This is a genomic window from Leucobacter rhizosphaerae (assembly GCF_022919175.1).
Classification (GTDB): Bacteria; Actinomycetota; Actinomycetes; order Actinomycetales; family Microbacteriaceae; genus Leucobacter; species Leucobacter rhizosphaerae.
Genome location: NZ_CP095043.1, coordinates 1,604,617 through 1,631,473, shown reverse-complemented (window position 1 = coordinate 1,631,473; position 26,857 = coordinate 1,604,617). Strand labels below are relative to the sequence as shown.

Here is a 26,857-nt window from a genome sequence, read left to right as displayed (position 1 = left end):
CCGCGCACCGCCCCTCTCCTCCACTTCAGAAAGGCCACTCATGGATCGCAGTTCGGTGAACTGGACCGGGTACATCCCGGCGATCACCACCCCCTTCTCCCAAACGGGTGCGCTCGATCTCGATGCATTCGCCGAGCAAATGAGCTGGCTCGTCGCGGAGCGCATGCACGGCGTCATTCTCGCGGGAACCAGCGGGGAGTGGTTCAGTCTGTCCTCGGAGGAACGCGCGTCGCTCTTCGCCGCCGGTGCGGCCTTCCGATCCGACGATCTGGTGGTGATCGGCGCATGCAACGCGTTCACCGCGGCCGAAGCCATCGCCCACGCGCATGCCGCAGAGCGCGCCGGTCTCGATGGGATCCTGCTGACGCCACCGCCCTATGTTGTGCCGAATCGGCGGGAGATCGTCGCGTTCTATCGTGCCGTGTCCGACGCGACGGACATTCCGATCACCGTCTACAACTGGCCGCGTGGCTGTGTGGTCGACATGGGTGTCGAGCTTCTCGATGAGTTGGCCGACCTCGAACACGTCGTGGCCGTCAAGAACTCGACGGGTGACTTCTCCGCCTTCCTGGACGGCATGTATCGGTTGGAATCGAGAGTTCGTTACTTCGGACTGCCCAGCAGCGAGCTCGGTGCAGATCTCGCTCTGCTCGGTCACGGAGATGGGCTCATGGGCTCCGGAGGGGTCCTCGGTGCTGACCAACCCGACTTCTGGCGGGCGATTGCAGCCGGGGATCGTGCGCGTGCGATCGCCTTGGGAGAGCGCGATCGGGTGCTGATGCTCTCGTGGTTTCACCCCGACTACGGGGCGCAGTTCGGCAATCAGCAGGCCATCATGAAGACGGCACTGAAACTCCGGGGAGTTCCAGCGGGTTACGTGCGGGATCCGCTCCTCGAGCTCACCGCCGAGGAGGTGGACCGCGTCGCTCGCACACTCCAGGGGCTGGGTATCGAGACCCAGCCGGTGCCATGAGCTCGCGGGTCGATGCGCTCGTCATCGGCGGCGGTTTGCTCGGGTGCGCCACCGCGTGGATGATCGCGCGCGACGGTGGCACCGTGATGCTCGCCGAGCGGGATCAGATCAATCAGCACGCCTCGGGACAGAACGCGGGAAGCCTGCACTACCAGCTCGAGTACCGCATGATGGAGCACGGCATCGAGGCGGCGCGGAAGGCTGCGGAAGCAATGCCGTTGCATCTCGATGCGGCTCGCCTGTGGAGCCGGCTCGCCGAAGAGACCGGTGAGGCGATTGATGTGCGTCGAACCGGAGGGTTCATGCTCGCCGAAACCACGGCACAGGCCCGACTGCTCGAGCAGAAGGCCGAGATCGAGCGCGCGTGGGGGTTGGACGTCCAGATGCTCGACGGGAGCGAAGCGCGTGAGATCGCTCCGTATCTTTCCGAATCGATCGTCGCGGCGGCGTTCTGCCCGCTCGAGGGGAAGGCGGACACCCGCACCGCGGCCCCGGCGCTCGCGCGTGCGGCGATCCGAGCGGGTGCTGACATCAGAAGTCGGTGCGAGGTGACCTCGCTGCGTCGGGACGGGTCGGGTTGGCGAGCCACGCTCGCCGAGGGCGTCGCCGAGCATCGGACCACCCGAGAAGTGCACGCGAAGGCCGTGGTCATCGCCGCGGGAGTGTGGACGACGGCTCTCGGGGATATGGTCGATGCGGTGCTTCCGACGATCCCGCTCGCACTCACCATGACGGCGAGTGTGCGGACGCCCTCGTTCATCGCCCATCTGGTGCAGCACGCCGGCACCCGACTCTCCTTGAAGCAGGTGCCCGATGGCAATGTGCTGATCGGCGGGGGCTGGGCAGCAAGGCTCCTTCGCGCAGCCGATGGGCAACCTGACTTCGCCACACGGCCGGAGTTCATGCGGGAATCACTCGCCGGCAACATCGACGCCGCCATCGCCGTCGTTCCTCAACTGGGACGCATCCCCGCACTCCGCAGTTGGGTCGGGACGACCACCGTCACGCCCGATCAGCTCCCGCTCGTCGGACCGGTGCCCGGTGCACCCGGTGTGTTCGTTGCGACCGGTGGATCGGCCTTCACCCTCGGCCCGAGTTTCGCGGAAGTGCTCACGGACCTCGTCGCGGGCCGTCTCCCAGCAACCGACCTCTCCAGCTTCCGTCCCCAGAGATATCAGGAGGAACACGCATGAGCGCATCGCGGATCCCGGCTCAGCGGGGACCGACCGTCGAGTTCGAATTCGACGGCGATCCGGTCGTCGCCCACGAGGGAGAAACCGTCGCCGCGGCGCTGCTGGCAGCGAACGTCGCGGCATTCGGCATAGCCCGGAACGGGGAGCCACGACTACCGCTCTGCAACATGGGAACGTGCTTCGACTGCGTGGTGACCGTCGATGGAGAACCTCTCGTGCGGTCCTGCCTTCGCGACGTGTGCGACGGCATGCGCGTCACGCGGAACGAGGCCAGCTGATGGTCGACCTGGTGGTGATCGGAGCCGGCCCCGCCGGCATGGCCGGTGCGCTCGCGGCCGCGGAGTGCGGCCTCGAGGTTGTCGTGGTCGACGAGCAAGCCGCGGCGGGCGGCCAGATCTTCCGGCGCACTCCCGAGAGCTTCGGCGGGTCGCGCGCCACTCGCCCCTATCGTTGGGCACCCGATCTCATTGCGCGCTTCGATGCACATCCGAATATCCGAGTCCTCTACCGCAGTACAGCCTTCGGCATCATGCGCGATCGCGAGGGAAGCGCGGTACGGCTCAACGTGGGCGTCAGTGCGGCGACCGGTGGAGAGCTCATCCCCGCGAAACGCATCTTGATCGCGACTGGGTCGTACGACCTGCCCGTGGCGTTCCCGGGATGGACGAAACCCGGAGTGATGACGGTGGGCGCTGCGCAGACACTGTTGAAGAGTCAGAAGGTGCTCGCCGGACGGCGGGTGATTCTCGCAGGATCCCATCCGCTGCTGTTGATCGCGGCGGATCAGTTGCTGCAAGCAGGGGCTGAGATCACTGAGATTGCGTTCGCGCGCGGGTTGCCTCGTGCGAGTGAAATGGGTGCCGCGCTTTCCGCCGCACCCGGGCACTTCGAGATCTTCGCCGAGGCGGGCCGCGCCGCAGCGCGCGTCGTGTCGCGGGGTGTGAAGGTGACGACCCGCACCATTGTGACGGCCGCCACAGGTGGGGCGGCAGTGACCGGCGCGCGGCTGACTCAGGTCGATCCCGCGTGGCATCGGGTGGGCCCCGAGCGCGAGGTATCCGGCGACCTGCTGCTGCTGGGATACGGATTCTCTCCGGCGACTGATCTTGCTCGCCAGGCCGGCTGTGAGATGCGCTGGAACTCCCGCCTGGGAGGGTGGACTGTCGTCACTGACGAACGGTTCGCGTCGACCGCAGCTGACATCTTCGTGGCAGGTGAACCGACCGGGGTGGCGGGGGCTGAACAATCACGTGCCGAGGGTCGAATCGCCGGGTTGCACATCGCGGAATCTCTCGGCAGCTCAGCCAGCGATCACCCCCGGTTGCTTCGTCGTGCACACCGGGCGCTGAGTTCGAGCGGCCGATTCTCCGCTGTAGTGCAGGCCATGTTCGAGCCGAACCGAGAGGCCCTAGGGCATCTGTCCGATCCCGAAGGCACCACCGTGTGCCGCTGCGAACTGGTCGATTCCGGCAGCCTCGATACGGCGCTGCGGGCCAACCCGTTTATCTCAACGGCAAATGCGGCCAAGCTCGAGTGTCGAAGTGGAATGGGCCCCTGTCAGGGTCGGTACTGCGAGGGCACGGTCGCGACTCGCGTCGCCGCCGCACGAGGGATCGCGGTGGCGGACGCCGGATACTTCACGGCTCATGTGCCGGTCAAACCGGTGCCCCTCAGCACCTATCGCATGCTCGGATCGACGTCGGACTGAGACGCGACCGTGCGGTGAGAGGAGCGCATCCGGGGGTGCCCCTCCTGAGTGGTGACCACTCGAGCTCGTGAGAGCGGTATCTGTTCTGCGCTCGCGGCCCACTCACCAGAAATCGCACACGCGAGAAGGGGGTGCCCGATGTTGGAGCGGACGCGGGGGCTGAAGAGCTGGTGTGAGCGATTTCCGGGAAGAAGTCCTGGTTCTGCACCAGAAATCGCTCACGCACCGAGTTGGGCGACAGACCTAGGCAAGCGGGTGCGGCACCATCGGGGTCTCCCCGAAATCCTCGTCCTCCTCGGGCTTCGGATCGCGCGCGTCAGCGAAGGCGAACGCGAGCGACACGATCGCGAGTGCAAACGCGAGGATCCCGAACGGGTTGCAGAGGGCGATCGACATCTCCGCGGAGAACCCGGACCCCGCCGCGAGGCTCAGGATCGAGACCAGCTGCCCGTCGACGCTGTTGGGCACCGTGAGCCCGAACCCGACCGCGCAGACCCAGGCGAGGATCAGGCTGACGACCGTGCTCCGGCTCGTGCGGCGGCCGCGATCCCGCGTCACCCGCAATCGGCGCGCCAGCCACAGCTGCAGCGCCGCGAACGCGACCCCGATGGTCGGCACGTACCACCAGGTCAGCGGCCCGCCGATGCCGAAGATCCAGTGACCGGCGGCCATCCACAGCGCCAGGATCGGTCCGGTGATGGCCACTACGCGGCTGTTCAATCGTGCTCCTCTATCGGGGGTTCGCGGCGCCCGAAAGCGGGCGACACGCGGCAGCATCTCCTAGCCAAGCAGATTTCGCATTGAGATGCGAAAAGTGCTATTCTCGAACGGTTGTCATCGCACGGTGGCCACGCCCCGATAGCTCAGTGGTAGAGCACTTCCATGGTAAGGAAGGGGTCCCGGGTTCAAATCCCGGTCGGGGCTCTGACTCTCTACGATTCTCTGGAATCGCAGTGTGGCTGAGTAGCTCAGCTGGTTAGAGCGCACGACTCATAATCGTGAGGTCGCGGGATCGAGCCCCGCCTCAGCTACGGAGAGTCACGCAGAAACCCCTGGTCCGCCGGGGGTTTTCGCGTATTCGGGGAGTCGTGCCGGGTCTACGCGACGGCAACGGTCGCGGCCTGCGCAGCGATCCTGCGGATCGCCACCACCTGGCTCACCGCGAAGAGCGCGACGTCGAGTGCGACCGCCAGCACCGCGATCACGATGAGCGTGCCCGACGCCGTGAGCGCCGCGGCCGCGATCAGCGAAGCGGCGACGACGTTGACGCCGAGCACCAGTCCGAGCGCGAGCCGGAGCCGCATTCGGAACACCATCCAGAGCACCAGCCCGGACCACACGACGACGATGAGTCCGGTCGTCAGGAGAAGGGGCACCGGGAGCGCAACGACGGTCGCGATCTGCGGCGCGCTGGCCGCGACGAGGATCCCGAGGATCAGGCAGTAGGCGGCATCGAGCCGCAGGCTCCACACGCCAAGGGATCGACCACTGATGCGAGACACGGCATCAGTATCCCACGCGGGTGCTGGGGCACTGAGTGGATCGACCCTCAGGTCCGCCCCACCCGCTTCGCCCGCCACCCGGCGACGAGCCGCTCCAGCTCCGCGCACCGCGCTGCCGGGTCGCCCAAGATCTCGACGACCGTCGTGCCCGGGCCGCAGAGCTCCGGATCCTCGACCAGCTCGAGCAGCACCTCGTTCATAGCGGCTCGCAGCTCGAGGTCCTCCTCGGCGCCCGGCGCGAGCGCGTCGTCGTGCGTGAGCGGCAGCACGACCAGCAGATCGACGTGACGCATGGCATCTGCGGCCAGGTGCCGGGCGCGCTTGAGGAAGTCTGCGGCGAGGTCGACCCCCGCCAGGTCCTCGAGCGCGAGCAGGTACGCCAGGAAGTCGAGCGGCCCGCGCTCCGCGATCCGGTCGGCGGTGGGAAGTCTCGCGGAATCCGGCGCGAGTCGAGATGCCGCGAGTGTAAGCTGCGCGAGGAACATGCCGACGCTCGGCCGATCCCAGGCCTCGTCGATGAGCTCGAACGGGTCCGGCAGCACCTCGAACCCTGGGTGCCGCATCGTGACGTCAGAGACCAGCGTGCTCTTGCCGCTCGAGTGGGTCCCTGAGATCACGATCTGCACGAGGTGAGTGTACGTCACCCGTGCGCGCCGCCCGGCAGCTCCCTCGCGCCGCGCAGGAAATCGTTGACTGGGTCCACCTTGGGCCCTACTGTGGGGGCAGACCATGTGGGGTTCGTCGGAGGGGCGACAGTGAGTGCAGCGCGCGCATTTCAGCAGGAACACCGAGACGGATCCCGGCGTCGCCGGCTCGTGACCGCACGGCGGGTGATCGCATCCACGGGTGCGGTGGCGCTCGCGGTGATGGGGAGCGTCTTCGGCACGGCGTCGATCGCGCAGGCCGCATCCCCCGTCACCGTGGTGACCTACGCGTACGACGGCAACGTCGCCCAGATCTTCGAGGTGCCGTCGGGGGTGGAGACCCTCGACTACGTCGTCGTCGGCGCCGCCGGCGGCAAGGGCGGTGGCCTGAACGGCGGTGCGGGTGGCCTCGCACATGAGGTCACCGGATCCATCGACGTCACCGCCGGGCAGACGCTCGACATCTACGTCGCCGAACCGGGCGGCGTGGGCCTGAACGAGGACGACACCGAGAACGGCACCCCGACCATCGGGTTGCCCGGTGACGGCGGCTGGGGGTACACCTCCGGCGGCGACGGCGGCTTCGGCTCGCTGCTCTCGCGGCCCGGCGGTGGCGGTGGCGGATCCTCCGCCATCGTCGTCCAGGGCGACACCTCACCGGTGGCCCTCGGCGCGGGCGGTGGCGGCGGCGGCGGTCGCGGCATCTTCGGCTTCTGCTTCGGCGGCACTGGCGGCGCGGGTGACGTCAACGGTGCACCCGGCGTCGCGGCACCCGACTGCTTGATCCCCGGCGTGGGCGGGCTGGTCGACCAGGGGCTCGACGGCAACGGCACCGACGGCGGCGACGTCATTCTCTTCGGCGGCGGCGGTGGCGGCGGTGGCGCCGGAGCACTCGGCCAGGGCGGTGGCGGCGGATTCGCCGGCGCGCACCCCGGCGTCCCGGTGAACCTGGGCGCGGGTGGTGGCGGCGGTGCCGGCGGCGGATCGATCCTCACGGACCTCGAGGGATCGATCGGCACGGCGGATCCTGAAACCGAACCGATGGTGCAGATCAGCTACGTGCAGTCCTATGACACCGCGCTGAGCGCCAGCACGGTCGGGTCGCCGGTCTTCGGTGAAGACGCGACGGTCGAGGTCACGGTGACGAACACCACCGATCCGACCGTCACGGTCGCAAGTGGCACGGTGACGGTCACCGCCGACGGCACCGGTTTCTCGGGCGACGTCGTCAACGGTGTGGCGACGGTGGTGCTCTCCGACCTGCCGCCGGGCGACACCGCGCTGGCGCTGGCCTACACCCCTGTGGTCGACGCCCCGTTCGAGGCGTCGACGGGCACAGGATCGATCACGGTCGACCGCGCCCCGACGACGGTCGGGTTGCTGGTCGACGGGGAGCCCGAGTTCGGGGACACCCGACTCACCGCGGCGGTGCAGCCGGTCGGCCCGGTGATCGGGCTCGCCACCGGAACGGTCGAACTGTGGTCGGGGAGCGCGCTGATCGCGACCGCGACGCTCCAGGACGGGATCGCGACGTTCGCCCTCGATGACGACCTCGTTCCCGGCGACTACGAGCTCACCGCCACCTACAGCGGTGACACCTTCTTCGCTCCGTCCGCGTCGGACGAGGTGCCGGTCGACATCGCGAAGGGGCAGACGTCCGTCTCCGTCGCGACCGCACCGAACCCGAACGCGTCGAACGTCGCGATCGCACCGGTGGTCACCCTCAGCGGCAGCAGCAGCCTGCTGAGCCCGGCCGGCACGCTGTCGCTGCGGGTCGACGGAACGGTCGTCGAGACGATCGAGGTGTCCGCTCGGAATGCGCCGTCCGTGTCGGTCGCGTTCGGTGCGGTGACGCTGGATCCCGGCTCGCACACCATCGACGCGGTCTACGCGGGCAACGAGCTGTTCCTCCCGTCGACGAGCGCGCCGGTCACGCAGACGACCGCAGCGGTGGCTCCGAAGCCGACGCCGCTGCCGACCACGGGTGGGGACCTCGGTGCCGGGCTCCTCGCAGCGGGGGTGCTGCTGGCCGGCGGACTGAGCCTCGTGGCGGCGCGGTGGTCGCAGCGCCTCGTGCGGTCGGGTCGCTAGGCCCGCTGCGCGCCGCGACCGGGGTCGTCGGTCTGCTCCACGGAGTCGACGACCCCGGTGAAGCGGGATCCGATGCCGTAGACGAACGTGCGCCTCGCGGCGGGATCGGCGGGTGACGGCAACTGCGAGGCCTCGTGGTCGTCGCAGAAAAGGAACGTGAACTCCGGCCACCACTTCTTCGGACGCTCGCGTTCGACGGTGTCGCACAGGGCGCACGCGAGCGTGGCCCACACGGGGCGCTTGCCGGTGCGGTTCGCCCGTGACTGCGCCAGCCAGGCCGGCGGGTGCGCGTCGATCTCGTCGAGCTCCGCCTGACTGATCTGAGCCGGGATCCCGTGCCGCCTGGCCATCTCGAGCGGGATGTCGAGGTGGAGGGCGGCGTCGTATCGGGAGGGCATCACTCCAGGGTACGCGGTCATGGTGCGATCGCGCGTGCGCGGGGCGCGCGCGATCGGTCCACTCGTGTGCGGGTGGCACTTCCGGCGAGCGGTGCCGGCATCGTACGCTGCAAGGGGCCCTGAGGGGCCGGTCGATTCGTGTGGAACACGTCTTCGCGCGACCCGTGTCCCTCCCACTCGCACCCCTGGAGCATGCCGTGACCGAACGATCCACCCCTGCCCCTGCACCACTCGGTCGGGATCCGCGCCCCGCGACCTCGGCCGACGCCGACGCGATGGCCGAGGTGCTCGCGGACGCCTTCTTCGACGATCCGGTGTGGGGACCCGCGTTCCCCGACGTCGCGCGTCGTCGCGAGCAGGCGCGCGCGTACTGGCGCTTCGTCGTCGCCGAGGCCTTGCGGTTCCCGGACTCGCTGGTCGCCGAGGACTCCGACGCGCGGATCGGCGCGGTCGCGGTATGGTTTCCGCCCGGCGCCGCGGAGATCCGCGAGGAGTCGGCGGAGAGGTATGACGCACTCGTGCGCGATCTGCTCGGTGAGGACGCCGCCGCCGCGCTCGCCGAGGGCAGCGGTCGATTCGCCGAGGCCCGACCCGACGTCCCCCACGCATACCTCACGCTGCTCGCGGTCGCCCCGACCGTTCGCGGGCGCGGGGCCGGCATGGCCCTCCTCGCCTCCGCACTCCGTCACTTCGACGCCGCGGGGATCCCGACCTACCTCGAGTCATCGAATCCCGCGAACGATCTCCGGTACGAAGCGCTCGGATATCGGCCGCACGGGCTCGTGCGGCTTGCGGGAGGCCAGGTCGTGCAGACCTACTGGCGGGATCCTGCCTGACACGTGCGCGTGACTGCATCACGATTTCATCGGTCCCAAAAAAATTCCCTGGCCGGTGTCGATTTCCTTTTGCCCCGTTCGACGTAATAGTAGAGGGGCAGGGTGCCCCGTCGATTGAGGAGAAGAGACCATGGCAAAGTACATGCTGATCATGCGCAACAGCGGATCCGTCGAGAGCTTCGAAGACATGGACTTCGAGGCCGTGATCAACGCGATGGGCGCCTACAACGAGGCCATGACCAACGCGGGGATCCTGATCGGGGGCGACGGTCTTACCGACGCCACGAAGGGCGCCGTGGTTGAGTTCACCGCCGACGCCCCGATCGTCACCGACGGTCCCTACGGTGAGGTCCACGAGCTCTTCAACGGCTTCTGGACGATCCAGGTCGCCACGCAGGAGGAAGCCGTTGAGTGGGCGTCGCGGGCGCCGCTCGGGCCGGGCAACAAAATCGAGGTGCGCCGGATCACCGACGAGACCGACTTCGCCGACTACGCCGACAACGATTACATCAAAAACGAGCCGGAACTCCGCCGCCGGGGCGAGGAGCTCCGCGAGCAGTCGGCCGGCACCGAGTCCTCCTGACGATGACCGACAGTGCGCGGGCGATCGAGGCGGTCTGGCGCATCGAGAGCTCGCGCATCGTCGCAACCCTCGCTCGGGTGACGGGCGACTTCGGGTTCGCCGAGGATCTCGCCCAGGACGCGCTGATCGAGGCGCTCGAGCAATGGCCGAACGCTGGTACCCCGCGAAACCCGGGGGCGTGGCTCACCATGGTCGCCAAACGGCGTGCGATCGACGCTTGGCGGCGCTCGGCGCTCGCGGATCGCACCGACGCGATCGCGCACGACCTCGAGGAGGTGAGGGAGGTGGCCTGGGAACCGATCGGCGACGACGTGCTCCGGCTGATCTTCACCGCGTGCCACCCCGTGCTGAGCCGCGAGGCCCAGATCCCGCTCACGCTCAAGGTCGTGAGCGGGCTCACGACGCAGGAGATCGCGCGGGTGCTGCTCGTCTCGGTGCCGACGGTCCAGGCCCGGATCACCCGCGCGAAGAAGACGCTTGCGGCGGCTCGGGTGCCGTTCGAGGCTCCGGATCCCGCGGAGTGGCCCGAGCGCCTCTCCGCGGTGCTCGGGGTGGTCTACCTGCTGTTCACCGAGGGGTACGCCGCGACGACCGGATCCTCATGGCTGCGCACCGACCTGACGCAGGAGGCCCTGCGCCTGGGCCGTATGCTCTCGGCCATGGCCCCCAGGAGCCCGACGCCCACGCACTCGTGGCGCTCATGGAGTTCCAGGCCTCCCGCTTCGCGGCGCGAGTCGACTCCGACGGCACCCCGGTGCTGCTCGCCGACCAGGTGCGCGCACGGTGGGATCGTGCCCAGATCGCGCGCGGGTCGGCGGCGCTTGCTCGGGCCGACGCGCTCGGACGCACACGCGGCAGTTACGCGCTGCAGGCGGCGGTGGCGCAGTGCCACGCCGAGGCGCGCACGTTCGCGGACACGGACTGGGAGCGGATCGTGATCCTGTACGAGGCGCTGTGCCGGATCGCGCCGAACCCGGTGGCGGAGCTCAACCGGGCCGTCGCCGTGTCGATGGCGAGCGGCCCGGCTGAGGCGCTCGAGCTCGTCGATGCGCTTCGGGATCACCCGTCGCTGCGGGACACGCACCTGCTGCCGAGTGTGCGGGGCGAGCTCCTCGCGCGGCTGGGGCGCTCCGACGAGGCGCGGGACGAGCTGTTGCGGGCCGCGCGTCGGACGGGGAATGAGCGCCAGGCGACGGTGCTCCGGTCCAAGGCCGCGGCGCTCGGCGCGCCTCAGGGCTGAGTGCGTCGTCAGTCGCCAGTGCGCGGGTCCGCTGCGGGATCCGGTGCCCCTCAGTGGCTCGGCGATCTCGCAGCGCGCAAATAGCCCCAGAGCCAGGCCGTCGCCGTGTCGGTGCTCGGCATGGGGTCGCGGCGGATCCACTCCTCGATGATCCCGAGCAGCGCCCCCGCGGTGCCGGCGGCCTCGACCTCGATCGGCAGCGCGCCCCCGGACCCCGGCGCGGAGAGCATGATGCCCTCGTGCACGACGGCGGTGATGCGGGCGCGGACGCGCGTCGCGACCCGTGCGGACCCGTGCGGGCCGAGTGCGGTCCGGTACACCGCGGCGTACTCCGCGAAGTGCGCGACGAAGCGCTGCAGCTCGGGTGGCGGCTCCGCCCCTCCGGAGAGCGTGACGGGGTGGTCGATGCGGGTGTGGGCGACCTCGATGGATTCGAGCGCGCTCGCGAGGAGTTCTTCGCGATCCTCGAAGTGCTGATAGAGGCTGCTGCGGTTCACCCCGGCCCGCGCGACGATCTCGGTGGCCGGGATCTCGCCGATCGGCCGCTCGGCGGCGAGGTCCAGGATCGCCCGCTGCAGTGACGCGCGGGTGCGGGCGGCTCGGGGATCCATACCCTGGATTGTGCCAGGCGTGCGGGGTGCGGCGCCATTCCGGGTGTGCTCGCAGCGAATTCGAGGGTCACGACCTGTTTCTCCGACAAGTGTCGGAGTATGCTGGCGCGGAAGACACTCGGTCGGCGGCCGGATCTCGGCTGCCCTGCACAGTTGGAGGCACCATGACCACGCTTACGGCTCACTCTTCGATCGGCGACTGGCTCGATCATCCCGAGGGCGGTGCCGCGATCAGCGGCCTGCTCGCGCAGACGGGCGCCGATGCCGCGTCACTCGATCCGGTGCGAGCGCTCCCGCTGCAGCAGCTCGTGGCGCTGAGCCAGGGCACGATGCCGCAGTCGGTCATCGACGATCTCGTCCGCTCCGTCAACGGCGGGGAGATCCCGGAGGAGACGGCCCCCACCGGGTGGCAGGAGCGCGTCAGCACGGGGCGGTTCGACGGGCGCACGGTCATCGTCACCGGTGCCGCGAGCGGGATCGGGCGTGCGACGGCGTCGCGGATCGTCCGCGAGGGCGGCCGCGTCGTCGCCGTCGACGTCTCGGCCGAGAAGCTGGACGAGCTCGCCGGATCGTTCCCGGAGGGCGCCGTGGTCGCGGTGCGCGCCGACGTCACCGATCAGGGCGACATCGACCGGGTGGTCGCGGCTGCCGGGGATCGCATCGACGGGCTCGCGAATGTCGCCGGCATCAACGATGACTTCTCGCCGATCCACGAGACGAGCGACGCGATCTGGGACCGGGTCATCGGGATCAACCTGACGGGGGTGTTCAAGCTCACCCGCGCGGTCGTGCCGCTGATGCTCGCGGCCGGGCAGGGGTCCGTGGTGAACGTGTCGTCGGAGGCCGGTCTCCGCGGCAGCGCGTCGGGCAATGCCTACACGGTGTCGAAGCACGGGGTGATCGGGCTGACGAAGAGCGCCGCGTTCATGTACGCCACGCAGGGGCTCCGCATCAACGCGATCGCGCCGGGCGGCGTCGCGACCGGGATCCCCTTCCCCCCGAACGTCTCTGAGGCGGGCAGCGCGCGGCTGCAGCCGTTCCAGTCCTCGATCCCGTCGCTCGCGACGCCGGAGCAGCTCGCGGCGTCGATCACCTTCCTGCTCAGCGATGACGGCGTGAACATCAACGGCGCCATCCTGCCGTCGGACGGCGGCTGGTCGGTGCAGTAGGCGGGGGATCGGACGCGGGATCCGGGGCGGGGAAGTGATCCTGCGCCGGATCCCGCGCCCGTTTCCGGCCTAGGACGCTTCGGGCGCCGCGATCTGCACCGACGCGAGCTGCTCCGCCCGCGTCGGTGCGGCGTGCACCGTGACGAGTTCGTCGGCGTCCGCGAAAGCTGCGAAGGCCTCGAGCTCGCTCCGCACCCGATCCCGACCGCCGATCGCGGTGTACTTCAGCATGCCCCGGATCTCGGTCGCCGCGGGGGTGTCGAAGAGCTGGGAGGCCTCGTCGGTCGTGAGCTCCTGCTCGCGACCGCGGGAGAGGAACCGGCGGATCCGATCCACCTCGGTGCGCGCGAACAGCGCCTCCGCGGCCTCGTCCGTCTCGGCCGCGACGACGTTGACGCCGGCGCTCACGTACGGCTCGGGGTGGGCCGCGCTCGGCACGTAGTTCGCGCGGTAGTGCTGCACCGCGGCGGTGAGCGACTGCGGGGCGAAGTGCGACGCGAAGGAGTAGGGGAGGCCGAGCTGCGCTGCGAGGCTCGCGCCGAAGAGACTCGAACCGAGGATCGTGAGCGGAACCTTCGTGCCGCGCCCCGGGTAGGCATTCACCGCGGTGCGGGGCTGGTCGTCGGAGAGGTAGCGCTGGAGTTCGAGCACGTCGTTCGGGAAGCTCTCGGCGGCCTCGTACGTGCGTCGCAGGGCGCGGAAGGTGGCGCCATCGGTGCCGGGGGCGCGGCCGAGACCGAGGCCGATCCGGCCCGGGTGCAGCTCGGCGAGCATGCCGAACTGCTCGGCGATCACGAGCGGTGAGTGGTTCGGCAGCATCACGCCGCCGGCGCCGAGGCCGATCGACTCGGTGTGCGCGGCGATGTGCGCGATGAGCACCGAGGTGGCGCTCGAGGCGATCGAGGGCATGTTGTGATGCTCGGCATAGAGCACCCGCGTGTACCCGCTGCGTTCGGCGAGCTGCGCGATGTCGACGGAGTGGCGGAACGCGTCGGCGATGCTGCCGTCCGCTTCGACTGTGGCGAGATCGAGGATCGAGAGCGGGGTTGCGGTCATAGGGGGAAGAACGCGGGATCCCCGCACGCTATTCCCCGGCGGCTGTGCGTGAGATGCACACGCCAGCCCCGTGGATTCCACGCACCCACATCCCGAGTGAGCGCAGTGCAACCCGGCGATCCGGCGGAGGGTCTTCTCCGTTCACTCGAGGCGGGATCCTTGCGGGGTCAGTTGTGAGGGGTCGCGAGGCCGAAGGACCCCACCAAAGTGACCCCGCAAGGATCCCCGTGCGAGTGAGCCCGAGGTCCGGGGTCCGTCGATTCGGGATCCCCGGGCGAGCGGCCCCGGGACCCGGGGCCGCTCAGCCCCGAGGCGCCCGCCCCTAGGCCGGATCGACGATCGCGAGCAGCTGATGCCCGTTCGGCACCGTCTGCCCGACCGGAGCGTCCACGCCCTGCACGACACCGTCGCGGTGCGCGTAGATCGACTGCTCCATCTTCATCGCCTCGAGCACCACGACCAGGTCGCCCTCGGTGACCGACTGGCCCTCGTCGACCGCGACCTTCACGACGGTCGCCTGCATCGGAGCCGCGACCGAGTCGCCGGTTGTCGTGGAGATCCCGGCCCCCTTCGCGCGCTTCGGCGCCGGTCCGCGTGTGACGTCCTGATCCACGAGCGGCAGCAGCGTGGCGGGCATGGTGACCTCGACGCGACGCCCCGCGACCTCGACGACCACCGTCTGGCGCTTCGGATCGGTCGCGAGCGCCTGCAGCTCGCCCTCCCAGGGCTCGAGGTCGTTCACGAACTCGTTCTCGATCCACAGCGTGTACACGCCGAATTCCCCGTCGGGCGCGGTGAACGCGGGATCGCGCACGATCTTCCGGTGGAACGGCAGCACGGTGGGCAGGCCGAGCACCTCGAACTCGTCGAGGGCGCGGCGCGCGCGCTCGAGCGCCTGCTCGCGGGTGGCACCGGTCACGATCAGCTTGCCGAGCATCGAGTCGAAGGATCCCGACACGACGTCGCCGGAAGCGACACCGGTATCGACGCGCACGCCGGGGCCGGAGGCCGCCTTGAACAGCGTGACGGGGCCGGGCGCGGGGAGGAAGCCGTTCCCGGGATCCTCGCCGTTGAGGCGGAACTCGAAGGAGTGCCCGTGCGCCACCGGATCGGCGTAGTCGATGACGCCGCCCTCGGCGATGCGGAACTGCTCGCGCACGAGGTCGATCCCGGTCACCTCCTCGGAGACGGGGTGCTCGACCTGCAGACGGGTGTTGACCTCGAGGAACGAGACCGTGCCGTCGCGGGCGACGAGGAACTCGCAGGTGCCGGCGCCGACGTAGCCGACCTCGCGCAGGATCTCCTTCGACGCCCGGTACAGCTCGGCGTTCTGGGCCTCGGTGAGGAACGGCGCGGGCGCCTCCTCGACGAGCTTCTGGTGGCGGCGCTGCAGCGAGCAGTCGCGCGTCGACACGACCACGACGTTGCCGTGCTGGTCGGCGAGGCACTGGGTCTCGACGTGGCGCGGCTTCTCGAGGTACTTCTCGACGAAGCACTCGCCACGACCGAATGCCGAGATGGCTTCGCGGGTGGCGGAATCGAAGAGCTCCGCGATCTCGTCACGCTCGTAGGCGACCTTCAGGCCGCGGCCGCCGCCGCCGAACGCCGCCTTGATGGCGACGGGCAGTCCGAACTCGTCGGCGAAGGCGATGACCTCGGACGCGTCCTGCACCGGATCGCTGGTGCCCGGGGCGAGGGGAGCGTTCACGGCCTCCGCGACGTGGCGAGCGGAGACCTTGTCGCCGAGCCGCTCGATCGCGTCGGGGCCCGGGCCGATCCAGGTCAGACCCGCGGCGATGACGGCGCGCGCGAAGTCCGCGTTCTCCGCGAGGAAGCCGTATCCGGGGTGCACGGCGTCGGCTCCGGATCGGCGGGCCACGGCGAGGATCTTGTCGATCACGAGGTACGTCTCGGCGCTCGTCGTGCCGCCGAGGCCGTACGCCTCGTCCGCCAGCTGGGCGTGCATCGCATCACGATCCTGGTCGGCGTAGACGGCGACGGAGGCGATCCCGCTGTCGGCGGCGGCTCGGATGATGCGGACGGCGATCTCACCGCGGTTGGCGATGAGCACTTTACGAATACGCGACATGCGCTCCAGCCTATTGGAGGCCGGGGACCGAGCCTTGGATATATCGCACAAACATTTCCGGGATTCGCGTTGTGTCCTCACAGCGGGGGGCGTGGCGCACGCTCCAGAATTCGCCTCCCGCGCGGACGGGCGGCGGAGTACGCTGGGAGCGGCACCACAGGGAGGTGTGCCCGGGCGCTGAGCTCGACGACGGTCGCTTGCGACCCCCATCACTGGAGCACGATCACACATGGCATCATCCTCTGACCTCGACGCCCTCCTGCAGCAGATCCCCATGGGAGAACTCGCCCAGCGATTCGGGGTCGACGAGTCGACCATCGACGCCGCGGTCCGCCAGGCGCTCCCCGGTCTCGTCGGCGGCATGGCCGTGAACGCGAGCGACCGCGACGGCGCCGAGAAGCTCGAGCGGGCCCTGCAGCGCCACGAACCCGCCGCGGGTTCACTCGATCTCAACGCCATCGACACCGAGGACGGCGGAAAGATCGTCTCGCACGTGCTCGGCGACAAGCAGGAGAGCGTGACGAAGGCGCTCGGCGCGCAGTCGGGCAGCTCCGTGATCTCGGATCTCCTGCCGCAGCTGCTCCCGATCCTCGCGCCGCTCGTCATGCAGTTCCTCGCGGGCAAGCTCGGCGGTGCGGGATCCGCGGGCTCTGGCACCACGCCCGCGTCGGGCGACGCGGGCGGCTTGGGCGGCGTACTCGGGGACTTGCTCGGCGGGCTGCTCGGCGGCGGATCGGCGCCGTCAGGATCCGCGAAGTCCGGATCCGCTCAGGGGAGCGACGGCGGCCTGGGGGACGTGCTCGGCGGGCTCCTGGGCGGCGGATCGTCGCAGCAGTCCTCCGGCGGCGGCCTCGGAGATCTGCTCGGCGGCCTCCTCGGCGGGCGCAAGTAGCCGATCCCGAGCGGGGCACCCGGCCCTCTGTAGACTGAGCGTGTGGTCAATCCAGACATTCAAGGCCGGGTCTACCCGCCAACCGCCCCGTACCTCGTCGGCCGTGAGAAGGTGCGCGAGTTCGCGCGCGCCGTTCTGAGTGATTCCCCGGTGCACCTCGATCCCGAGGCTGCCCGCGTCGCGGGCTTCGCCGATGTCGTGGCGCCGCCGACCTTCGCCGTGACGGTGCAGGAGGCGACGCTGGCCCAGCTGCTCGGTGACGCCGAGGCCGGCGTCGATTTCTCCCGAGTGGTGCACGGCGACCAGCGGTTCACCTACTCCCGACCGATCGTCGCCGGCGATGAGCTCACCGCCACACTCACCATCGCCGCGGTGAAGCAGCTGGGCGGTCACTCGATGGTGACCGCGTCGAGCGACATCGTCGACGCCGATGGCGCGCACGTCGTGACCGCCATCTCCACGCTCGTCGTGCGAGGGGAGGAGGCCGCATGAGCGCCGCCACTGCCGGTTCCGTCGCTGCTCCGACGTTCGAGCAGCTGAGCGTGGGCGACGTCGTCGCCGAGCGCGATGTGCACCTGACCCGCGACACCCTCGTGCGCTACGCCGGGGCGTCGGGCGACTTCAACCCCATCCACTACCGCGACGACGTCGCCGCGTCCGTCGGCCTGCCCGGCGTGCTCGCGCACGGCATGCTCACGATGGGGGTCGCCGGCTCCGTCGCGACCGACTGGCTCGGTGCCGCGGGGCACGTCGCCGACTTCCAGTCGCGCTTCACCCGCCCCGTGCCGGTCGACGCCGAGGCCGGAGCCACGCTGACCGTGACCGCGACGGTGGGCGCGCTCGACGCCGAGGCCCGCACCGCGCGGATCGACCTCAAGGTGGTCTTCGACGGCGCGACCGTGCTCGGCAAGTCGCAGTTGGTCGCGGCGTTCGCGTGAACTACCCCGACATCGTCCCCGAGCCCATCGGAGACGGCACGCCGCTCTCGGAGCTGACCACGATGCGCGTGGGCGGCCCGGCCGAGCGGCTGATCGTCGCGCGCTCGCGGGAGGATCTCGTCGCCCACGCCCTGGAGCTCTGGCGGAGCGACGAGCCCTGGATGCTGCTCGGCGGCGGCTCGAATACGGTCGTCTCGGACGAGGGATTCCCGGGCGCGGTGCTGCTCGTGCGGAACACGGGAGCAGCGCGCATCACCGATGAGGCGGACGGATCCGCGCCGGGCGAGGTGCGGCTGCGCGTGCAGGCGGGTCACGACTGGGATCTGCTCGTCGCCGCGTGCGTCGATCGCGGCTGGGCCGGGATCGAGGCGCTCTCCGGGATCCCGGGGTCCGCGGGCGCGGCCCCGATCCAGAACATCGGAGCGTACGGCCAGGAGCTCGCGCAAGTGCTGCACTCCATCGAGTTCCTCGATCTGGAGCGCGGCGAGGTGCGCCGGATCCCGGCGGCGGAGCTGGAGCTCGGATACCGCGACTCGATCATCAAACAGGGACTCGAGGGCGTGGTCGTCTCGATCGACCTGATGCTGTCCGAGGAGTTCGACGAGGCGACCCGCGGCGCGCACGCCGAAGCCCCCGCACCGACGGCCGAGGTGTCCTACGCCCAGCTCGCGCAGGCACTCGGAGTCGAACTCGGGGATCGTGTGCCGATCCGGCAGCTGCGCGACTCCGTGCTCCGGCTGCGCGCCTCAAAGGGCATGGTGCTCGACCCGAGCGATCACGACACGTGGAGCTCGGGGTCGTTCTTCACCAACCCGATCGTCACGGAGGCGTTCGCGCGCACCCTGCCGGCCGACGCCCCGCGGTTCCCGATCGCCGCGGAGGAGCCCGCACCCGCCGTCACGACTCTGGAGGAGCTCGCCGCGGGTGCGCCGCTGCGGTTGCCCGAGCCGGTCGCCGACCCCATGGTGAAGCTCTCCGCGGCCTGGTTGATCGAGCACGCCGGCATCGAGCGGGGCTATCGACTGCCGGGCTCCGGAGCCGCGATCTCTTCGAAGCACACCCTCGCGATCACCAACCGCGGTGGCGCGTCGGCGTCGGATGTCGCTGAGCTGGCCCGCCTCGTCGTGCAGCGGGTGCAGCAGGAGTTCGGCGTGATCCTCGCCCCCGAACCGAACCTGTACGGATTGGAACTGTAATCGTGTCGGACGGGATCCCGGCTCCCGTGCGGGTGCAGGTGGTCGGACGAGGACGCATGGGGCTCGCGCTCGACGCGGCGCTCCGCGATGCCGGCGTGCCGCTGCTGCCCCCGGGACGGCGCGGTGACGACGGCGTCGGCGCCGATCTCGTATTGCTCGCCGTCCCCGACGCCGAGATCACCGCGGCGGCCCAGGCGATCGCCCCGGGGCCGCTCGTGGCGCACGTGTCCGGGATCACGCCCCTCGCCGCTCTCGGGGCGCACGAGGGGTTCAGCCTCCACCCGCTGCTGACCGTGACGGGGGCCGGCACGGTCTTCGAAGGCGCACACGCGGCAGTCGCGGGGACGACGCCGCGCGGGCTCGCCGCGGCAGAGGACCTCGCCCGGCTGCTGGGGCTGCGAGCCTTCCGTGTCGCCGACGAGGATCGCGCGGCGTATCACGCAGCCGCCTCCGTCGCCTCGAACTTCCTCGTCACCCTGGGGGCCTTCGCGGAGGAGCTCGCCGCGACGGCCGGGGTGCCGCGCGAGGCGCTCCGACCGCTCGCCGAGGCCGCACTGCGGAACTGGGCCGATCGGGGCGCCGAAGCCGCGCTGACGGGGCCGATCGTGCGGGGTGACGAGGCGACCGTCGCTCGGCAGCGCGAGGCCGTCGCTGGGCGAACCCCGGAGCAGCTGGAACTCTTCGACGCGCTGGTGGCGCAGACGCGGCGGCTCGCCGCGGGGTCGCATACGGGGTCGGTGCCCGCCGCGGGATCCGGTTCGGGATCCGGAACCGGGGTGCCCGCATGAGAATCGTCCGCTCGATTCGAGACCTGCAGCACGCGCTCCGTGATGCCCGCGCGGCCGGCGCCGCGAGTGTCGGCATGGTCCCCACGATGGGGGCGCTGCACGAGGGCCACCTGTCGCTCGTCCGCGCCGCGCGCGCCGAGAACGACTGCGTGGTGCTGTCGATCTTCGTGAATCCCACGCAGTTCGACGAGTCGGCGGATCTCGAGGCGTACCCGCGCCAGGAGGCCCAGGACGCCGAGCTCGCGGAGCGCGGCGGTGCCGATCTCATCTTCGCCCCGACGGTCGACGAGATGTATCCGAGCGGGCACGCCACGACCGTGCACGTCGAGAGTCCGCTGACGACGCTCTTCGAGGGGGCGCGCCGCGGCAGCGCGCACTTCGACGGGGTGGCCACGGTCGTGGCGAAGCTGCTGCTCGCCGCGCTGCCGGAGCGCGCCTACTTCGGCCAGAAGGATGCCCAGCAGTTGCGCGTCGTGCAGCGAATGGTCCGCGACCTCGGTATCCCGACCCGCATCGTCGCCTGCCCCACCTCCCGCGACCGCGATGGACTCGCGCGCTCGAGCCGCAACGTCCGGCTCAGCGTCGATCAGCGTCGCCGCGCCCTCGCGATCCCGCGCGCCCTCACCGCGGTCGAGGCGGCCGTCGCTGCGGGCGAGACCGATGCGGCGCTCCTGCGTGCCCTCGCCGTGGAGACGCTCGCCGGCACGTCGAGCCCCGAGGTCGGCGTCGGCATCGATCCCGAGTACGTCGCGATCGTCGACCCAGACCGCTTCGAGCCGCTCGACACGCTCGCGGGGGAGGCGCTCTGCGCCATCGCCGCCCGGGTGGGTGGCGTCCGGCTCATCGACAATGTCCTGCTGCACCCACCGACCACCCCGAAGGAGGGCTGAGATGCCTCAGATCACGATCCCGAACCTGCGCGAGAAGCGTGCCAACGGAGAGCCGATCGTCATGGTCACCGCCTACGATTACCCCGCGGCGCGCGCCGCCGAGCGCGCGGGCGTCGACCTGGTGCTCGTCGGTGATTCCGGTGCGCAGGTCGTGCTCGGCTACCCGTCGACCGTGCCCGTCTCCACCGACGAGATGCTCATGATGGCGAAGGCCGTGCGGCGCGGCACCGAGTCGGCGCTGCTGGTCTCCGATGTGCCCTTCGGGTCGACGGAGGAGTCCGACGCGCAGGCAGTTGCGACGGCGGTGCGCTTCGCCAAAGAGGCCGGGGTCGATGCCGTCAAGCTCGAGGGCGGCAACGCGTCGCGTCTGAGCCGGATCCGGGCGATCGTCGACGCCGGGATCCCGGTCGTCGCCCACATCGGGCTCACCCCCCAGACCGCCACCGCACTGGGTGGTCTCCGCGCGCAGGGTCGCACGACCGAGACGGCGGAGCGGTTGGTGCGCGAGGCCTTCGCCGTCGCCGAGGCCGGCGCGTTCCTGGTCGTAATCGAGGCGGTGCCGACCGGGGTCGCGGACGTGCTGCGGGACGGGCTCCCGATTCCGATCATCGGGATCGGCGCCGGACCGGCGCACGGCCAGGTGCTCGTGCTGCACGACCTGCTCGGCGTCACCGAGGGCAACACCGCGAAGTTCGTGAAGCGCTTCGGGTCCATCGGGGACGACACGGTCGCGGCGCTCTCGAGTTACGCGGCGGAGGTGCGCAGCGGTGCGTTCCCCGGTGCCGAGCACCAGTACAGCGCGAGTGATGAGGCCGTGGCGGCCGCGCGCGCGGCGCTGGCCGCGGCGCAGGCGCGGTAGCCGTCCGCTGAGTTCGCACTGCGGCGGGGCGTCGCGCTTCTGCTGAGCTCGCGCTCCGGCGGGGCGCTGGGCTCCCCGCTGCGCCTGCGCTCAGACAGAGATCCGCGTTTCTGCTGACCGAATCGCCCCAGAAGCTCAGCAGGAGTGCAGATCTCTGCAGGAGCGGCGGGAGCGCCCTGCGGTGTGGCTCCTGAGCGGCGAGCCCCAGAGCGGCGAACCGCGGAAGCTACCGCACCCGATCCAGACCTGCGCGCAGGTCCGTGATGAGATCCCGTGCCGACTCCAGCCCGACCGACAGCCGCAGCAGCCCGGGGGTGATCCCGAGCCGCTCGTTGATCTCCGGTGCGAACGTCGCGTGCGTCGACGACAGCGGGTGGATGATCATCGAGCGGGTGTCACCGATACCGGTCATGCGCGAGAACACCCGCAGACCGTTCACGAACTCGCGGGCCCCGTCGATGCCGCCGCGCACGGTGACACCGAAGACCGATCCGGTGCGCCCGGCGTAGTCGCGCTGCGCGAGGTCGTAGAGCGGGTTCGAGGGCAGGCCGGTGTAGTCCACCGACGTTACCTCCGGCTGCTCCTCGAGCCAGGCCGCGATGGCGAGCGAGGAGTCGACGTGCCGCTCCATCCGCAGCGACAGCGTCTCCATGCCCTGATGCAGCAGGAATCCGTTGAAGGGGGAGAGCGAGGGCCCGATGTCGTTCACTACGGCCTCGCGCACGGCACGTGCGTAGGCGCCCGTACCGAAGCGGTCGAGCATGGAGCCGAGGCCGGGGCGCGGTGCGGCGGTGATGAGCGGGAAGGATCGGCCCGCGCGCTCCGCGGCCTCCCAGTCGAAGGTGCCGCCGTCGACGATCGCCCCGCCCACCGCGGCGCCGTGCCCGGTGAGGAACTTCGTGGTCGAGTGCACCACGATGTTCGCGCCGTGCTCGAACGGCCGGATGATCGCGGGTGTGCCGACGGTGTTGTCGACCACGAGCGGCAGGTGGTACTTCGCCGCCACGGCCGCGATGCGCCGCAGATCGGTCACATCGTTGCGCGGGTTCGGGATCGTCTCCGTGTAGATCGCCTTGGTGTTCGGGCGGATCGCTCGCTCCCACTCGGCGTCGTCGTCCGCGTCCCAGACGTAGTCGACCTCGATCCCGAACCGCTTGAAGCTGCGGCCGAAGAGGATGCGGGTGCCGCCGTAGATCGACGCCGTAGAGACGATGTGATCGCCGCCCTGGGCGAGGGTGAAGAGCGCCGACGAGATGGCGGCCTGGCCGCTCGAGACGGCGACCGAGACCGTGCCCCCCTCGAGGGACGCGAGCCGCTCCTCGGCGACCGAGTTCGTGGGGTTGCCCTGCCGCGAGTAGATCGGGTCGATCGACCGGCCGGCGAAGCGGTCGACCTGGTCGTCGAAGCTGTCGAAGACGTACCCCGCGGAGAGGGCGATCGGCGGCACGCGCAGCCCGGTGTTCAGATCGGGGTACTCGCCGGCGTGCACCTGGCGGGTGTCGAAGTCGAAGTCGAGCCAGTCGACGATCGGTTCGGCGGGCGAGAGATCCCGCGCAATCAGCTGCTCGACGCTCATCGTGAGACCTCCTGGGGTGTCGGGAGGATCGCCGCGATGCGTCGCACGGCCTCCCGGATCGTGTCGGGGGCGCACGCGAGATTGAGGCGCACGTGCCCCGCTCCGCCCGCGCCGAAGTGCTTGCCGTTGTTGAGGGCGACCCTGGCGCGGTGCAGGATCTCGGAACCCGGATCGTCGCCGAGGCCCGCGTCGCGGAAGTCGAGCCAGGCGAGGTAGCCGGCCCGGGGCCGCGTGTAGTGCACGCCCGGGAGCTCGCGCGCCACGAGGTCGGCGAGCAGGTCGCCGTTCGCCTCGATCTGCGCGATTGCGCGCTCGAGCCAGTCGCGGCCCTCGGTGAACGCCGCGACGCTGGCGTGCAGGCCGAGAATGCTGGTGCGGGTCACGGTCTCGGGCGGAAGTCGGTGCAGCACGGCGTTGGCCCGCTCGTCGGCGGCCACCACGACGGAGCACTTCGCCCCGGCGAGATTCCAGCCCTTGCTCGCGGAGGTCGTGATCACGGCGAGGGCGCCGGCCGCGGCGGCGAGGGGCGCGAACGGGGTGAAGACCTCGCCCTCGTGGGTGAGGGGCGCGTGGATCTCGTCGGAGACGACGAACACGTCGTGCGCCGCGGCGAGGCGGGCGAGCTCGGCGAGATCCTCTGCGGAGTGCAGGAGGCCGTGGGGGTTGTGCGGGTTGCAGAGCAAGAAGACATCGATGCCCTCGGCGAAGGCGCGCTCGATCGCCGCGAGGTCGAGGCGCACGGTGGGGCCCGGCGTCGGGATTCTTGCGGCGTCGGTGGCCGGGAGGGTCGTGGTGCCGGATCCGGCTCTGGCTCCGTGCTCGACGATCAGCGGCAGCTCGACCACCTCGACGGGGAGTTCCTGGAACATCTCGAAGAAGCTCGGGTAGGTGGGGGTGGCGAGGGCCACCCGTCCGCCGTTCGGGCGGGCGGCGCGGATGGCTTCGACGATCCCGGTCGCCACGTCGGTCGCGAGGTGCACGTGGGAGGGCGAGACCTCCCAGCCCCAGCGGGTGCGTGCGAAATCGGCGAAGGCGTGCGCGAGCGGGCCGGGGCCGTCGAGGTATCCGATGTCCGAGGCCTGGACACGCTCGATGAGCGTGCGCTGGATCACGGGGGCGAGGGTGAAGTCCATCTCGGCGACGAAGAGCGGCAGGACGTCCTCAGGAAACCGGGTCCACTTCAGGCTCGTCCGCTGCGAGCGCAAGATCTCGGGATCGAGTTCCGCGAACGGGACACCGCTCGGGTCGGTACAGTCAGCAGCCATGGAGCCATCGTCGCGCGGTCGGAGCCGCAATGCGAGCCGGGAGGTAAAGCGCCGTCATGTTCGGCGACACATATGGTCATAGAGCCGGGAACACGAACGCGGGGCCCCGACCTTTCGGTCGGAGCCCCGCGTCTCGTCAGGCGTTGAGACTTAGATCTCGGTTGCCTTCTTGCGACGTGCCATGGCGATCGTCACGGCGCCGCCCACGAGGAGCATGGCGAACGCGGCGATGCCGAGCGGCATCAGCGGTGCACCACCGGTGTTGGCGAGGTCACCGTTGCCCGGGTTGGCGGGCGGGACGGTGCCATCGGCCAGCACGCTGAACGAGACGGTCGTTGCGTCGGAGCTGACCGCGTTCACGTTCTGCGTGGCGGCAAGCGCGTAGTCGCCGGCTGCGAGCGGAGCGCCGAAGTCGACGGTCCATGCGCCGTCGACGACGGTGGTCTCGACGGCCTGGTCGCCCCATGCGAGGACGATGGTCGCACCCTCGCTGCCGGTGCCCGAGACGGAGCTCGGAGCCTTGGCGGCGGCGAAGCTGGAGCCCTCGGCGATCGAGGTGATCACCGGAGCGACCGGGCGCACGATCACGTCGGCCGTGGCAGCGGCGGATTCCTCGCCGTCGACGGTCTGCGTAGCGGTGGCCTGGTACGCGCCGATGGCGAGCTCCAGGTCGACGCTCCACGTGCCGTCGGCCTCAACGGTGGCGGTGAAGTCAGCCGTGGTCGGACCGTCGGCCAGGACGCCCACGGGCGGGTTCACGGAACCGTTGATCTCCGCGCCGACAACGCCGGTGCCCGAGAGAGCGAACGTCGAGCTGTCGGTGTCGACCGGGTTGATGCCGGGGGCAGCGAGCACGACCTCAGCCGTGTACTCGACGGTCGCAGAGGAGCTCTGGCCGTTCGTCGCGGTGAACGAGTAGGTGAACTCGCCGATCTCGTTCGGTGCGTTGACGATGACGGTCTCGCCACCGGTGACGGGGCGGACGTCGCCAGCCTGACCGAAGCCTACGACGAGCTCGGTCGCGTTGCTCGGCACGGTCACCGAGATCGCGCTGCCGGCGGGAACCTGCGAGCCCGCAGCGGGCGCCACGGTGGGCTCGTCGATGTCGAGGGCGACCTCAACGTCGGTGAAGGTGAGCGCGTGCACCAGCGAGGTGGACCAGGTCCACTGCACGCCGTTGTTCTGCTCGGGGGTCAGACCGCCCGAGATCAGGCCGACAGCGGTCGTGCCCTGGAGCACCGATCCGCCTGAGTCGCCGGGACCGGCCTGGACGTTGCTCGAGAAGCCGCGAACCCAGCGGTCCTCGATCTGGCTCCAGCCGTCGAGGATGTCCGTGGCGGAAACGTTGCCGTTGGTGAAGCCGGTCGTGCGGCCGCTCTTCGAGACGGTGCCGGTTGCCGGGGAGCCGACGGTCTTCACGGGGATGGTGCCGTTCGACAGCGAATCCAGCGCTGCGCCAGCGGTTGACCAGTTGGTGACCTCGGGGAGGAGGTTCCAGCCGTTGGGAGCCACATCGATGACCGAGACGTCGGTGGAGTTCACGTCGCCGTTCGAGCCGGTGGTGCCGTTCGGGCCGCCGAACTGAGCGAAGCTGAACGCGCCGAACTGCACGGGCGGGTCAGTGAACTCGTAGCCCTCGCCACCGACCGCGGGCTCCTCGCCCGGGATGGTGAGGAAGTTGGCCGTCATCGCGTTCCCGAGCGCGTCGTAGCCGCAGTGGCCGGCGCTCAGGATGGCGGGGTCGCCCTCAGCGGTGAACGCGTTGAAGCCGATCGAGCAAGCGAAGAGGCCGTTCACGGTCTCTCCGCCGCTGATGAACTGGCCGGGGGAGGCATAGCCGGAACCGGCGACGACGTCACCCTCGGCCCAGGCCTCGGGGACGGCGGGAACGGAGACGATCTCCGGAGCAACGTCGGTGCCCAGGATCTCCTTGACCTCGGTGAAGGCGGAGGGATTGGCCTCGGCCTCGGCGATGGTCGCGGCGTCGGTCGACTCGATCACGACGACGGGGTTGCCCGCCGCGTTCGTGCCGAAGGCGACGATGCTGTCCTCGGCGAGTGCCTCGCGCTGGTCGGCGGGGAGCTCCTCGGGGACCGTGGCCTCAGGGGCTTCCTCGGTCTTGGGCGCATCCTCGGCGGGAGCGGTGGTCTCCTCGGCAGGAGCGGTGGTCTCCTCCGTCGGAGCGGTGGTCTCTTCGGTGACCGGAGCCTGGATCTCTTCAGCGATCGCCGGCGAGGCGATGAAGAGGCTCCCGAACCCGATCGCAGCTGCCGCGCCGAGCGCGAGTGGACGACGTTTCGTCACGTGTATTCCCCTAAGCGATTGTTGGTGAGCGAAGTGGTGTCGAAGGACGTGGATCA

Annotated in this window: 26 protein-coding genes, 2 tRNA genes and 1 pseudogene; 19 read left to right on the top strand and 10 right to left on the bottom strand. The window is 70.2% G+C overall.

The annotated features are described in order from the left end of the window. Nucleotides 1–40 precede the first annotated feature (40 nt). From MUN76_RS07500 to MUN76_RS07485, 4 genes are read left to right on the top strand one after another with little or no spacing between them, the layout of a single operon-like run. Nucleotides 41–973: a dihydrodipicolinate synthase family protein gene (locus tag MUN76_RS07500; RefSeq protein WP_244688520.1), complete on the top strand. Its 933-nt coding sequence runs from the start codon at nt 41–43 to the stop codon at nt 971–973. Then, nucleotides 970–2,166, top strand: coding sequence for an NAD(P)/FAD-dependent oxidoreductase (locus tag MUN76_RS07495; RefSeq protein WP_244688518.1), 1,197 nt, complete (start codon nt 970–972; stop codon nt 2,164–2,166). Before MUN76_RS07500 ends, MUN76_RS07495 begins: the two co-directional genes overlap by 4 nt. Continuing rightward, nucleotides 2,163–2,444: a (2Fe-2S)-binding protein gene (locus MUN76_RS07490; protein WP_244688516.1), complete on the top strand. Its 282-nt coding sequence runs from the start codon at nt 2,163–2,165 to the stop codon at nt 2,442–2,444. Before MUN76_RS07495 ends, MUN76_RS07490 begins: the two co-directional genes overlap by 4 nt. After that, nucleotides 2,444–3,874, top strand: coding sequence for an FAD-dependent oxidoreductase (locus MUN76_RS07485; protein ID WP_244688515.1), 1,431 nt, complete (start codon nt 2,444–2,446; stop codon nt 3,872–3,874). The genes MUN76_RS07490 and MUN76_RS07485 overlap by 1 nt, the downstream gene beginning before the upstream one ends. Nucleotides 3,875–4,117: 243 nt before the next feature. Here the strand turns inward: MUN76_RS07485 and MUN76_RS07480 are convergent, their stop codons facing one another. After that, on the bottom strand, nt 4,118–4,594 hold the full coding sequence (locus tag MUN76_RS07480) for a hypothetical protein (protein WP_244688513.1): 477 nt from the start codon (nt 4,592–4,594) through the stop codon (nt 4,118–4,120). A gap of 132 nt (nt 4,595–4,726) precedes the next feature. Here MUN76_RS07480 and MUN76_RS07475 point away from each other — a divergent pair. Then, nucleotides 4,727–4,798, top strand: a tRNA-Thr gene (locus tag MUN76_RS07475). A 33-nt stretch (nt 4,799–4,831) separates the two neighbouring features. Then, nucleotides 4,832–4,905 (top strand) — tRNA-Met (locus tag MUN76_RS07470). A gap of 66 nt (nt 4,906–4,971) precedes the next feature. Here the strand turns inward: MUN76_RS07470 and MUN76_RS07465 are convergent. Both MUN76_RS07465 and MUN76_RS07460 read right to left on the bottom strand, forming a co-directional pair. After that, nucleotides 4,972–5,376, bottom strand: a complete 405-nt coding sequence (locus MUN76_RS07465; protein WP_244688511.1) for a hypothetical protein — start codon at nt 5,374–5,376, stop codon at nt 4,972–4,974. Nucleotides 5,377–5,423: 47 nt separating this feature from the next. Continuing rightward, the gene (locus MUN76_RS07460) at nt 5,424–6,002 is read right to left on the bottom strand and encodes an AAA family ATPase (protein ID WP_244688509.1); all 579 of its coding nucleotides are present in this window, start codon (nt 6,000–6,002) and stop codon (nt 5,424–5,426) included. 204 nt (nt 6,003–6,206) lie between these two features. Between MUN76_RS07460 and MUN76_RS15540 the strand changes: the two genes are divergently transcribed. Beyond that, a complete protein-coding gene (locus tag MUN76_RS15540) occupies nt 6,207–8,111 on the top strand; it encodes an Ig-like domain-containing protein (RefSeq protein WP_283248150.1) in 1,905 nt (634 codons plus the stop codon). On the opposite strand, the gene MUN76_RS07445 is transcribed toward MUN76_RS15540, so the two are convergent. Further along, complete coding sequence (locus MUN76_RS07445; RefSeq protein ID WP_244688508.1) at nt 8,108–8,509, bottom strand: hypothetical protein; 402 nt, start codon at nt 8,507–8,509, stop codon at nt 8,108–8,110. The two genes, MUN76_RS15540 and MUN76_RS07445, sit on opposite strands and share 4 nt — an antisense overlap. A gap of 197 nt (nt 8,510–8,706) precedes the next feature. On the opposite strand from MUN76_RS07445, the gene MUN76_RS07440 reads away from it, so the two are divergent. The 4 genes and pseudogenes from MUN76_RS07440 to MUN76_RS15620 all read left to right on the top strand — a co-directional run bounded on the left by MUN76_RS07440 (nt 8,707) and on the right by MUN76_RS15620 (nt 11,168). Continuing rightward, a complete protein-coding gene (locus MUN76_RS07440) occupies nt 8,707–9,345 on the top strand; it encodes a GNAT family N-acetyltransferase (RefSeq protein WP_244688506.1) in 639 nt (212 codons plus the stop codon). A gap of 130 nt (nt 9,346–9,475) precedes the next feature. Beyond that, nucleotides 9,476–9,928 carry a YciI family protein gene (locus MUN76_RS07435; protein ID WP_244688504.1) on the top strand — a complete coding sequence of 151 codons (453 nt, stop codon included), beginning with the start codon at nt 9,476–9,478 and terminating at the stop codon, nt 9,926–9,928. Between the two features lie 2 nt (nt 9,929–9,930). Then, a pseudogene (locus tag MUN76_RS15625) lies at nt 9,931–10,700 on the top strand (RNA polymerase sigma factor); the annotation flags it as partial. Nucleotides 10,701–10,862: 162 nt separating this feature from the next. Further along, nucleotides 10,863–11,168, top strand: coding sequence for an RNA polymerase sigma factor (locus MUN76_RS15620; protein WP_429953388.1), 306 nt, complete (start codon nt 10,863–10,865; stop codon nt 11,166–11,168). A gap of 50 nt (nt 11,169–11,218) precedes the next feature. Here MUN76_RS15620 and MUN76_RS07425 read toward each other — a convergent pair whose 3' ends face one another. Beyond that, nucleotides 11,219–11,779 carry a TetR/AcrR family transcriptional regulator gene (locus tag MUN76_RS07425; protein WP_244688502.1) on the bottom strand — a complete coding sequence of 187 codons (561 nt, stop codon included), beginning with the start codon at nt 11,777–11,779 and terminating at the stop codon, nt 11,219–11,221. Nucleotides 11,780–11,943: 164 nt separating this feature from the next. Here MUN76_RS07425 and MUN76_RS07420 point away from each other — a divergent pair, with 164 nt between their 5' ends. Next, entirely contained in the window at nt 11,944–12,948 is a 1,005-nt protein-coding gene (locus MUN76_RS07420) for an SDR family NAD(P)-dependent oxidoreductase (protein ID WP_244688500.1), read from the top strand. Nucleotides 12,949–13,017: 69 nt separating this feature from the next. Here MUN76_RS07420 and MUN76_RS07415 read toward each other — a convergent pair whose 3' ends face one another. Both MUN76_RS07415 and MUN76_RS07410 read right to left on the bottom strand, forming a co-directional pair. Further along, nucleotides 13,018–14,004, bottom strand: a complete 987-nt coding sequence (locus MUN76_RS07415; protein ID WP_244688498.1) for an LLM class flavin-dependent oxidoreductase — start codon at nt 14,002–14,004, stop codon at nt 13,018–13,020. Nucleotides 14,005–14,326: 322 nt separating this feature from the next. Then, nucleotides 14,327–16,093 (bottom strand): acetyl/propionyl/methylcrotonyl-CoA carboxylase subunit alpha, encoded by a 1,767-nt coding sequence (locus MUN76_RS07410; protein WP_244688496.1) that lies wholly within the window; start codon nt 16,091–16,093, stop codon nt 14,327–14,329. Between the two features lie 229 nt (nt 16,094–16,322). On the opposite strand from MUN76_RS07410, the gene MUN76_RS07405 reads away from it, so the two are divergent. The 7 genes from MUN76_RS07405 to panB are packed head-to-tail and all read left to right on the top strand — an operon-like array spanning nt 16,323 to nt 21,656. Beyond that, complete coding sequence (locus MUN76_RS07405) at nt 16,323–16,985, top strand: DUF937 domain-containing protein (RefSeq protein WP_244688495.1); 663 nt, start codon at nt 16,323–16,325, stop codon at nt 16,983–16,985. Between the two features lie 42 nt (nt 16,986–17,027). Beyond that, nucleotides 17,028–17,477 (top strand): FAS1-like dehydratase domain-containing protein, encoded by a 450-nt coding sequence (locus tag MUN76_RS07400; RefSeq protein ID WP_244688493.1) that lies wholly within the window; start codon nt 17,028–17,030, stop codon nt 17,475–17,477. Beyond that, on the top strand, nt 17,474–17,923 hold the full coding sequence (locus MUN76_RS07395; protein WP_244688491.1) for a MaoC/PaaZ C-terminal domain-containing protein: 450 nt from the start codon (nt 17,474–17,476) through the stop codon (nt 17,921–17,923). Before MUN76_RS07400 ends, MUN76_RS07395 begins: the two co-directional genes overlap by 4 nt. Beyond that, nucleotides 17,920–19,119, top strand: a complete 1,200-nt coding sequence (locus MUN76_RS07390; RefSeq protein ID WP_256451814.1) for a UDP-N-acetylmuramate dehydrogenase — start codon at nt 17,920–17,922, stop codon at nt 19,117–19,119. The genes MUN76_RS07395 and MUN76_RS07390 overlap by 4 nt, the downstream gene beginning before the upstream one ends. A gap of 2 nt (nt 19,120–19,121) precedes the next feature. Next, nucleotides 19,122–19,907 carry a Rossmann-like and DUF2520 domain-containing protein gene (locus MUN76_RS07385; protein ID WP_244688489.1) on the top strand — a complete coding sequence of 262 codons (786 nt, stop codon included), beginning with the start codon at nt 19,122–19,124 and terminating at the stop codon, nt 19,905–19,907. Continuing rightward, entirely contained in the window at nt 19,904–20,797 is an 894-nt protein-coding gene (panC, locus tag MUN76_RS07380; protein ID WP_244688487.1) for a pantoate--beta-alanine ligase, read from the top strand. The genes MUN76_RS07385 and panC overlap by 4 nt, the downstream gene beginning before the upstream one ends. Nucleotide 20,798: 1 nt before the next feature. Further along, the gene (gene panB / locus MUN76_RS07375; RefSeq protein ID WP_244688485.1) at nt 20,799–21,656 is read left to right on the top strand and encodes a 3-methyl-2-oxobutanoate hydroxymethyltransferase; all 858 of its coding nucleotides are present in this window, start codon (nt 20,799–20,801) and stop codon (nt 21,654–21,656) included. A gap of 226 nt (nt 21,657–21,882) precedes the next feature. On the opposite strand, the gene MUN76_RS07370 is transcribed toward panB, so the two are convergent. From MUN76_RS07370 to MUN76_RS07360, 3 genes are all read right to left on the bottom strand, one after another. Then, complete coding sequence (locus MUN76_RS07370; RefSeq protein WP_244688483.1) at nt 21,883–23,232, bottom strand: O-acetylhomoserine aminocarboxypropyltransferase/cysteine synthase family protein; 1,350 nt, start codon at nt 23,230–23,232, stop codon at nt 21,883–21,885. Continuing rightward, nucleotides 23,229–24,497, bottom strand: coding sequence for a MalY/PatB family protein (locus tag MUN76_RS07365; RefSeq protein WP_244688481.1), 1,269 nt, complete (start codon nt 24,495–24,497; stop codon nt 23,229–23,231). Before MUN76_RS07365 ends, MUN76_RS07370 begins: the two co-directional genes overlap by 4 nt. 150 nt (nt 24,498–24,647) lie before the next feature. Beyond that, nucleotides 24,648–26,801 (bottom strand): S1 family peptidase, encoded by a 2,154-nt coding sequence (locus tag MUN76_RS07360; protein WP_244688479.1) that lies wholly within the window; start codon nt 26,799–26,801, stop codon nt 24,648–24,650. Between the last annotated feature and the right edge of the window lie 56 nt (nt 26,802–26,857).

Excerpts from the sequence above, each read along its gene's own strand:
- MUN76_RS07500 (WP_244688520.1), top strand. The coding sequence starts at position 41 with ATGGATCGCAGTTCGGTGAACTGGACCGGGTACATCCCGGCGATCACC.
- MUN76_RS07495 (WP_244688518.1), top strand. The coding sequence starts at position 970 with ATGAGCTCGCGGGTCGATGCGCTCGTCATCGGCGGCGGTTTGCTCGGG.
- MUN76_RS07490 (WP_244688516.1), top strand. The coding sequence starts at position 2,163 with ATGAGCGCATCGCGGATCCCGGCTCAGCGGGGACCGACCGTCGAGTTC.
- MUN76_RS07485 (WP_244688515.1), top strand. The coding sequence starts at position 2,444 with ATGGTCGACCTGGTGGTGATCGGAGCCGGCCCCGCCGGCATGGCCGGT.
- MUN76_RS07445 (WP_244688508.1), bottom strand. The coding sequence starts at position 8,509 with ATGCCCTCCCGATACGACGCCGCCCTCCACCTCGACATCCCGCTCGAG.
- MUN76_RS07435 (WP_244688504.1), top strand. The coding sequence starts at position 9,476 with ATGGCAAAGTACATGCTGATCATGCGCAACAGCGGATCCGTCGAGAGC.
- MUN76_RS07425 (WP_244688502.1), bottom strand. The coding sequence starts at position 11,779 with ATGGATCCCCGAGCCGCCCGCACCCGCGCGTCACTGCAGCGGGCGATC.
- MUN76_RS07420 (WP_244688500.1), top strand. The coding sequence starts at position 11,944 with ATGACCACGCTTACGGCTCACTCTTCGATCGGCGACTGGCTCGATCAT.
- MUN76_RS07415 (WP_244688498.1), bottom strand. The coding sequence starts at position 14,004 with ATGACCGCAACCCCGCTCTCGATCCTCGATCTCGCCACAGTCGAAGCG.
- MUN76_RS07410 (WP_244688496.1), bottom strand. The coding sequence starts at position 16,093 with ATGTCGCGTATTCGTAAAGTGCTCATCGCCAACCGCGGTGAGATCGCC.
- MUN76_RS07405 (WP_244688495.1), top strand. The coding sequence starts at position 16,323 with ATGGCATCATCCTCTGACCTCGACGCCCTCCTGCAGCAGATCCCCATG.
- MUN76_RS07395 (WP_244688491.1), top strand. The coding sequence starts at position 17,474 with ATGAGCGCCGCCACTGCCGGTTCCGTCGCTGCTCCGACGTTCGAGCAG.
- panC (WP_244688487.1), top strand. The coding sequence starts at position 19,904 with ATGAGAATCGTCCGCTCGATTCGAGACCTGCAGCACGCGCTCCGTGAT.
- panB (WP_244688485.1), top strand. The coding sequence starts at position 20,799 with ATGCCTCAGATCACGATCCCGAACCTGCGCGAGAAGCGTGCCAACGGA.
- MUN76_RS07370 (WP_244688483.1), bottom strand. The coding sequence starts at position 23,232 with ATGAGCGTCGAGCAGCTGATTGCGCGGGATCTCTCGCCCGCCGAACCG.
- MUN76_RS07365 (WP_244688481.1), bottom strand. The coding sequence starts at position 24,497 with ATGGCTGCTGACTGTACCGACCCGAGCGGTGTCCCGTTCGCGGAACTC.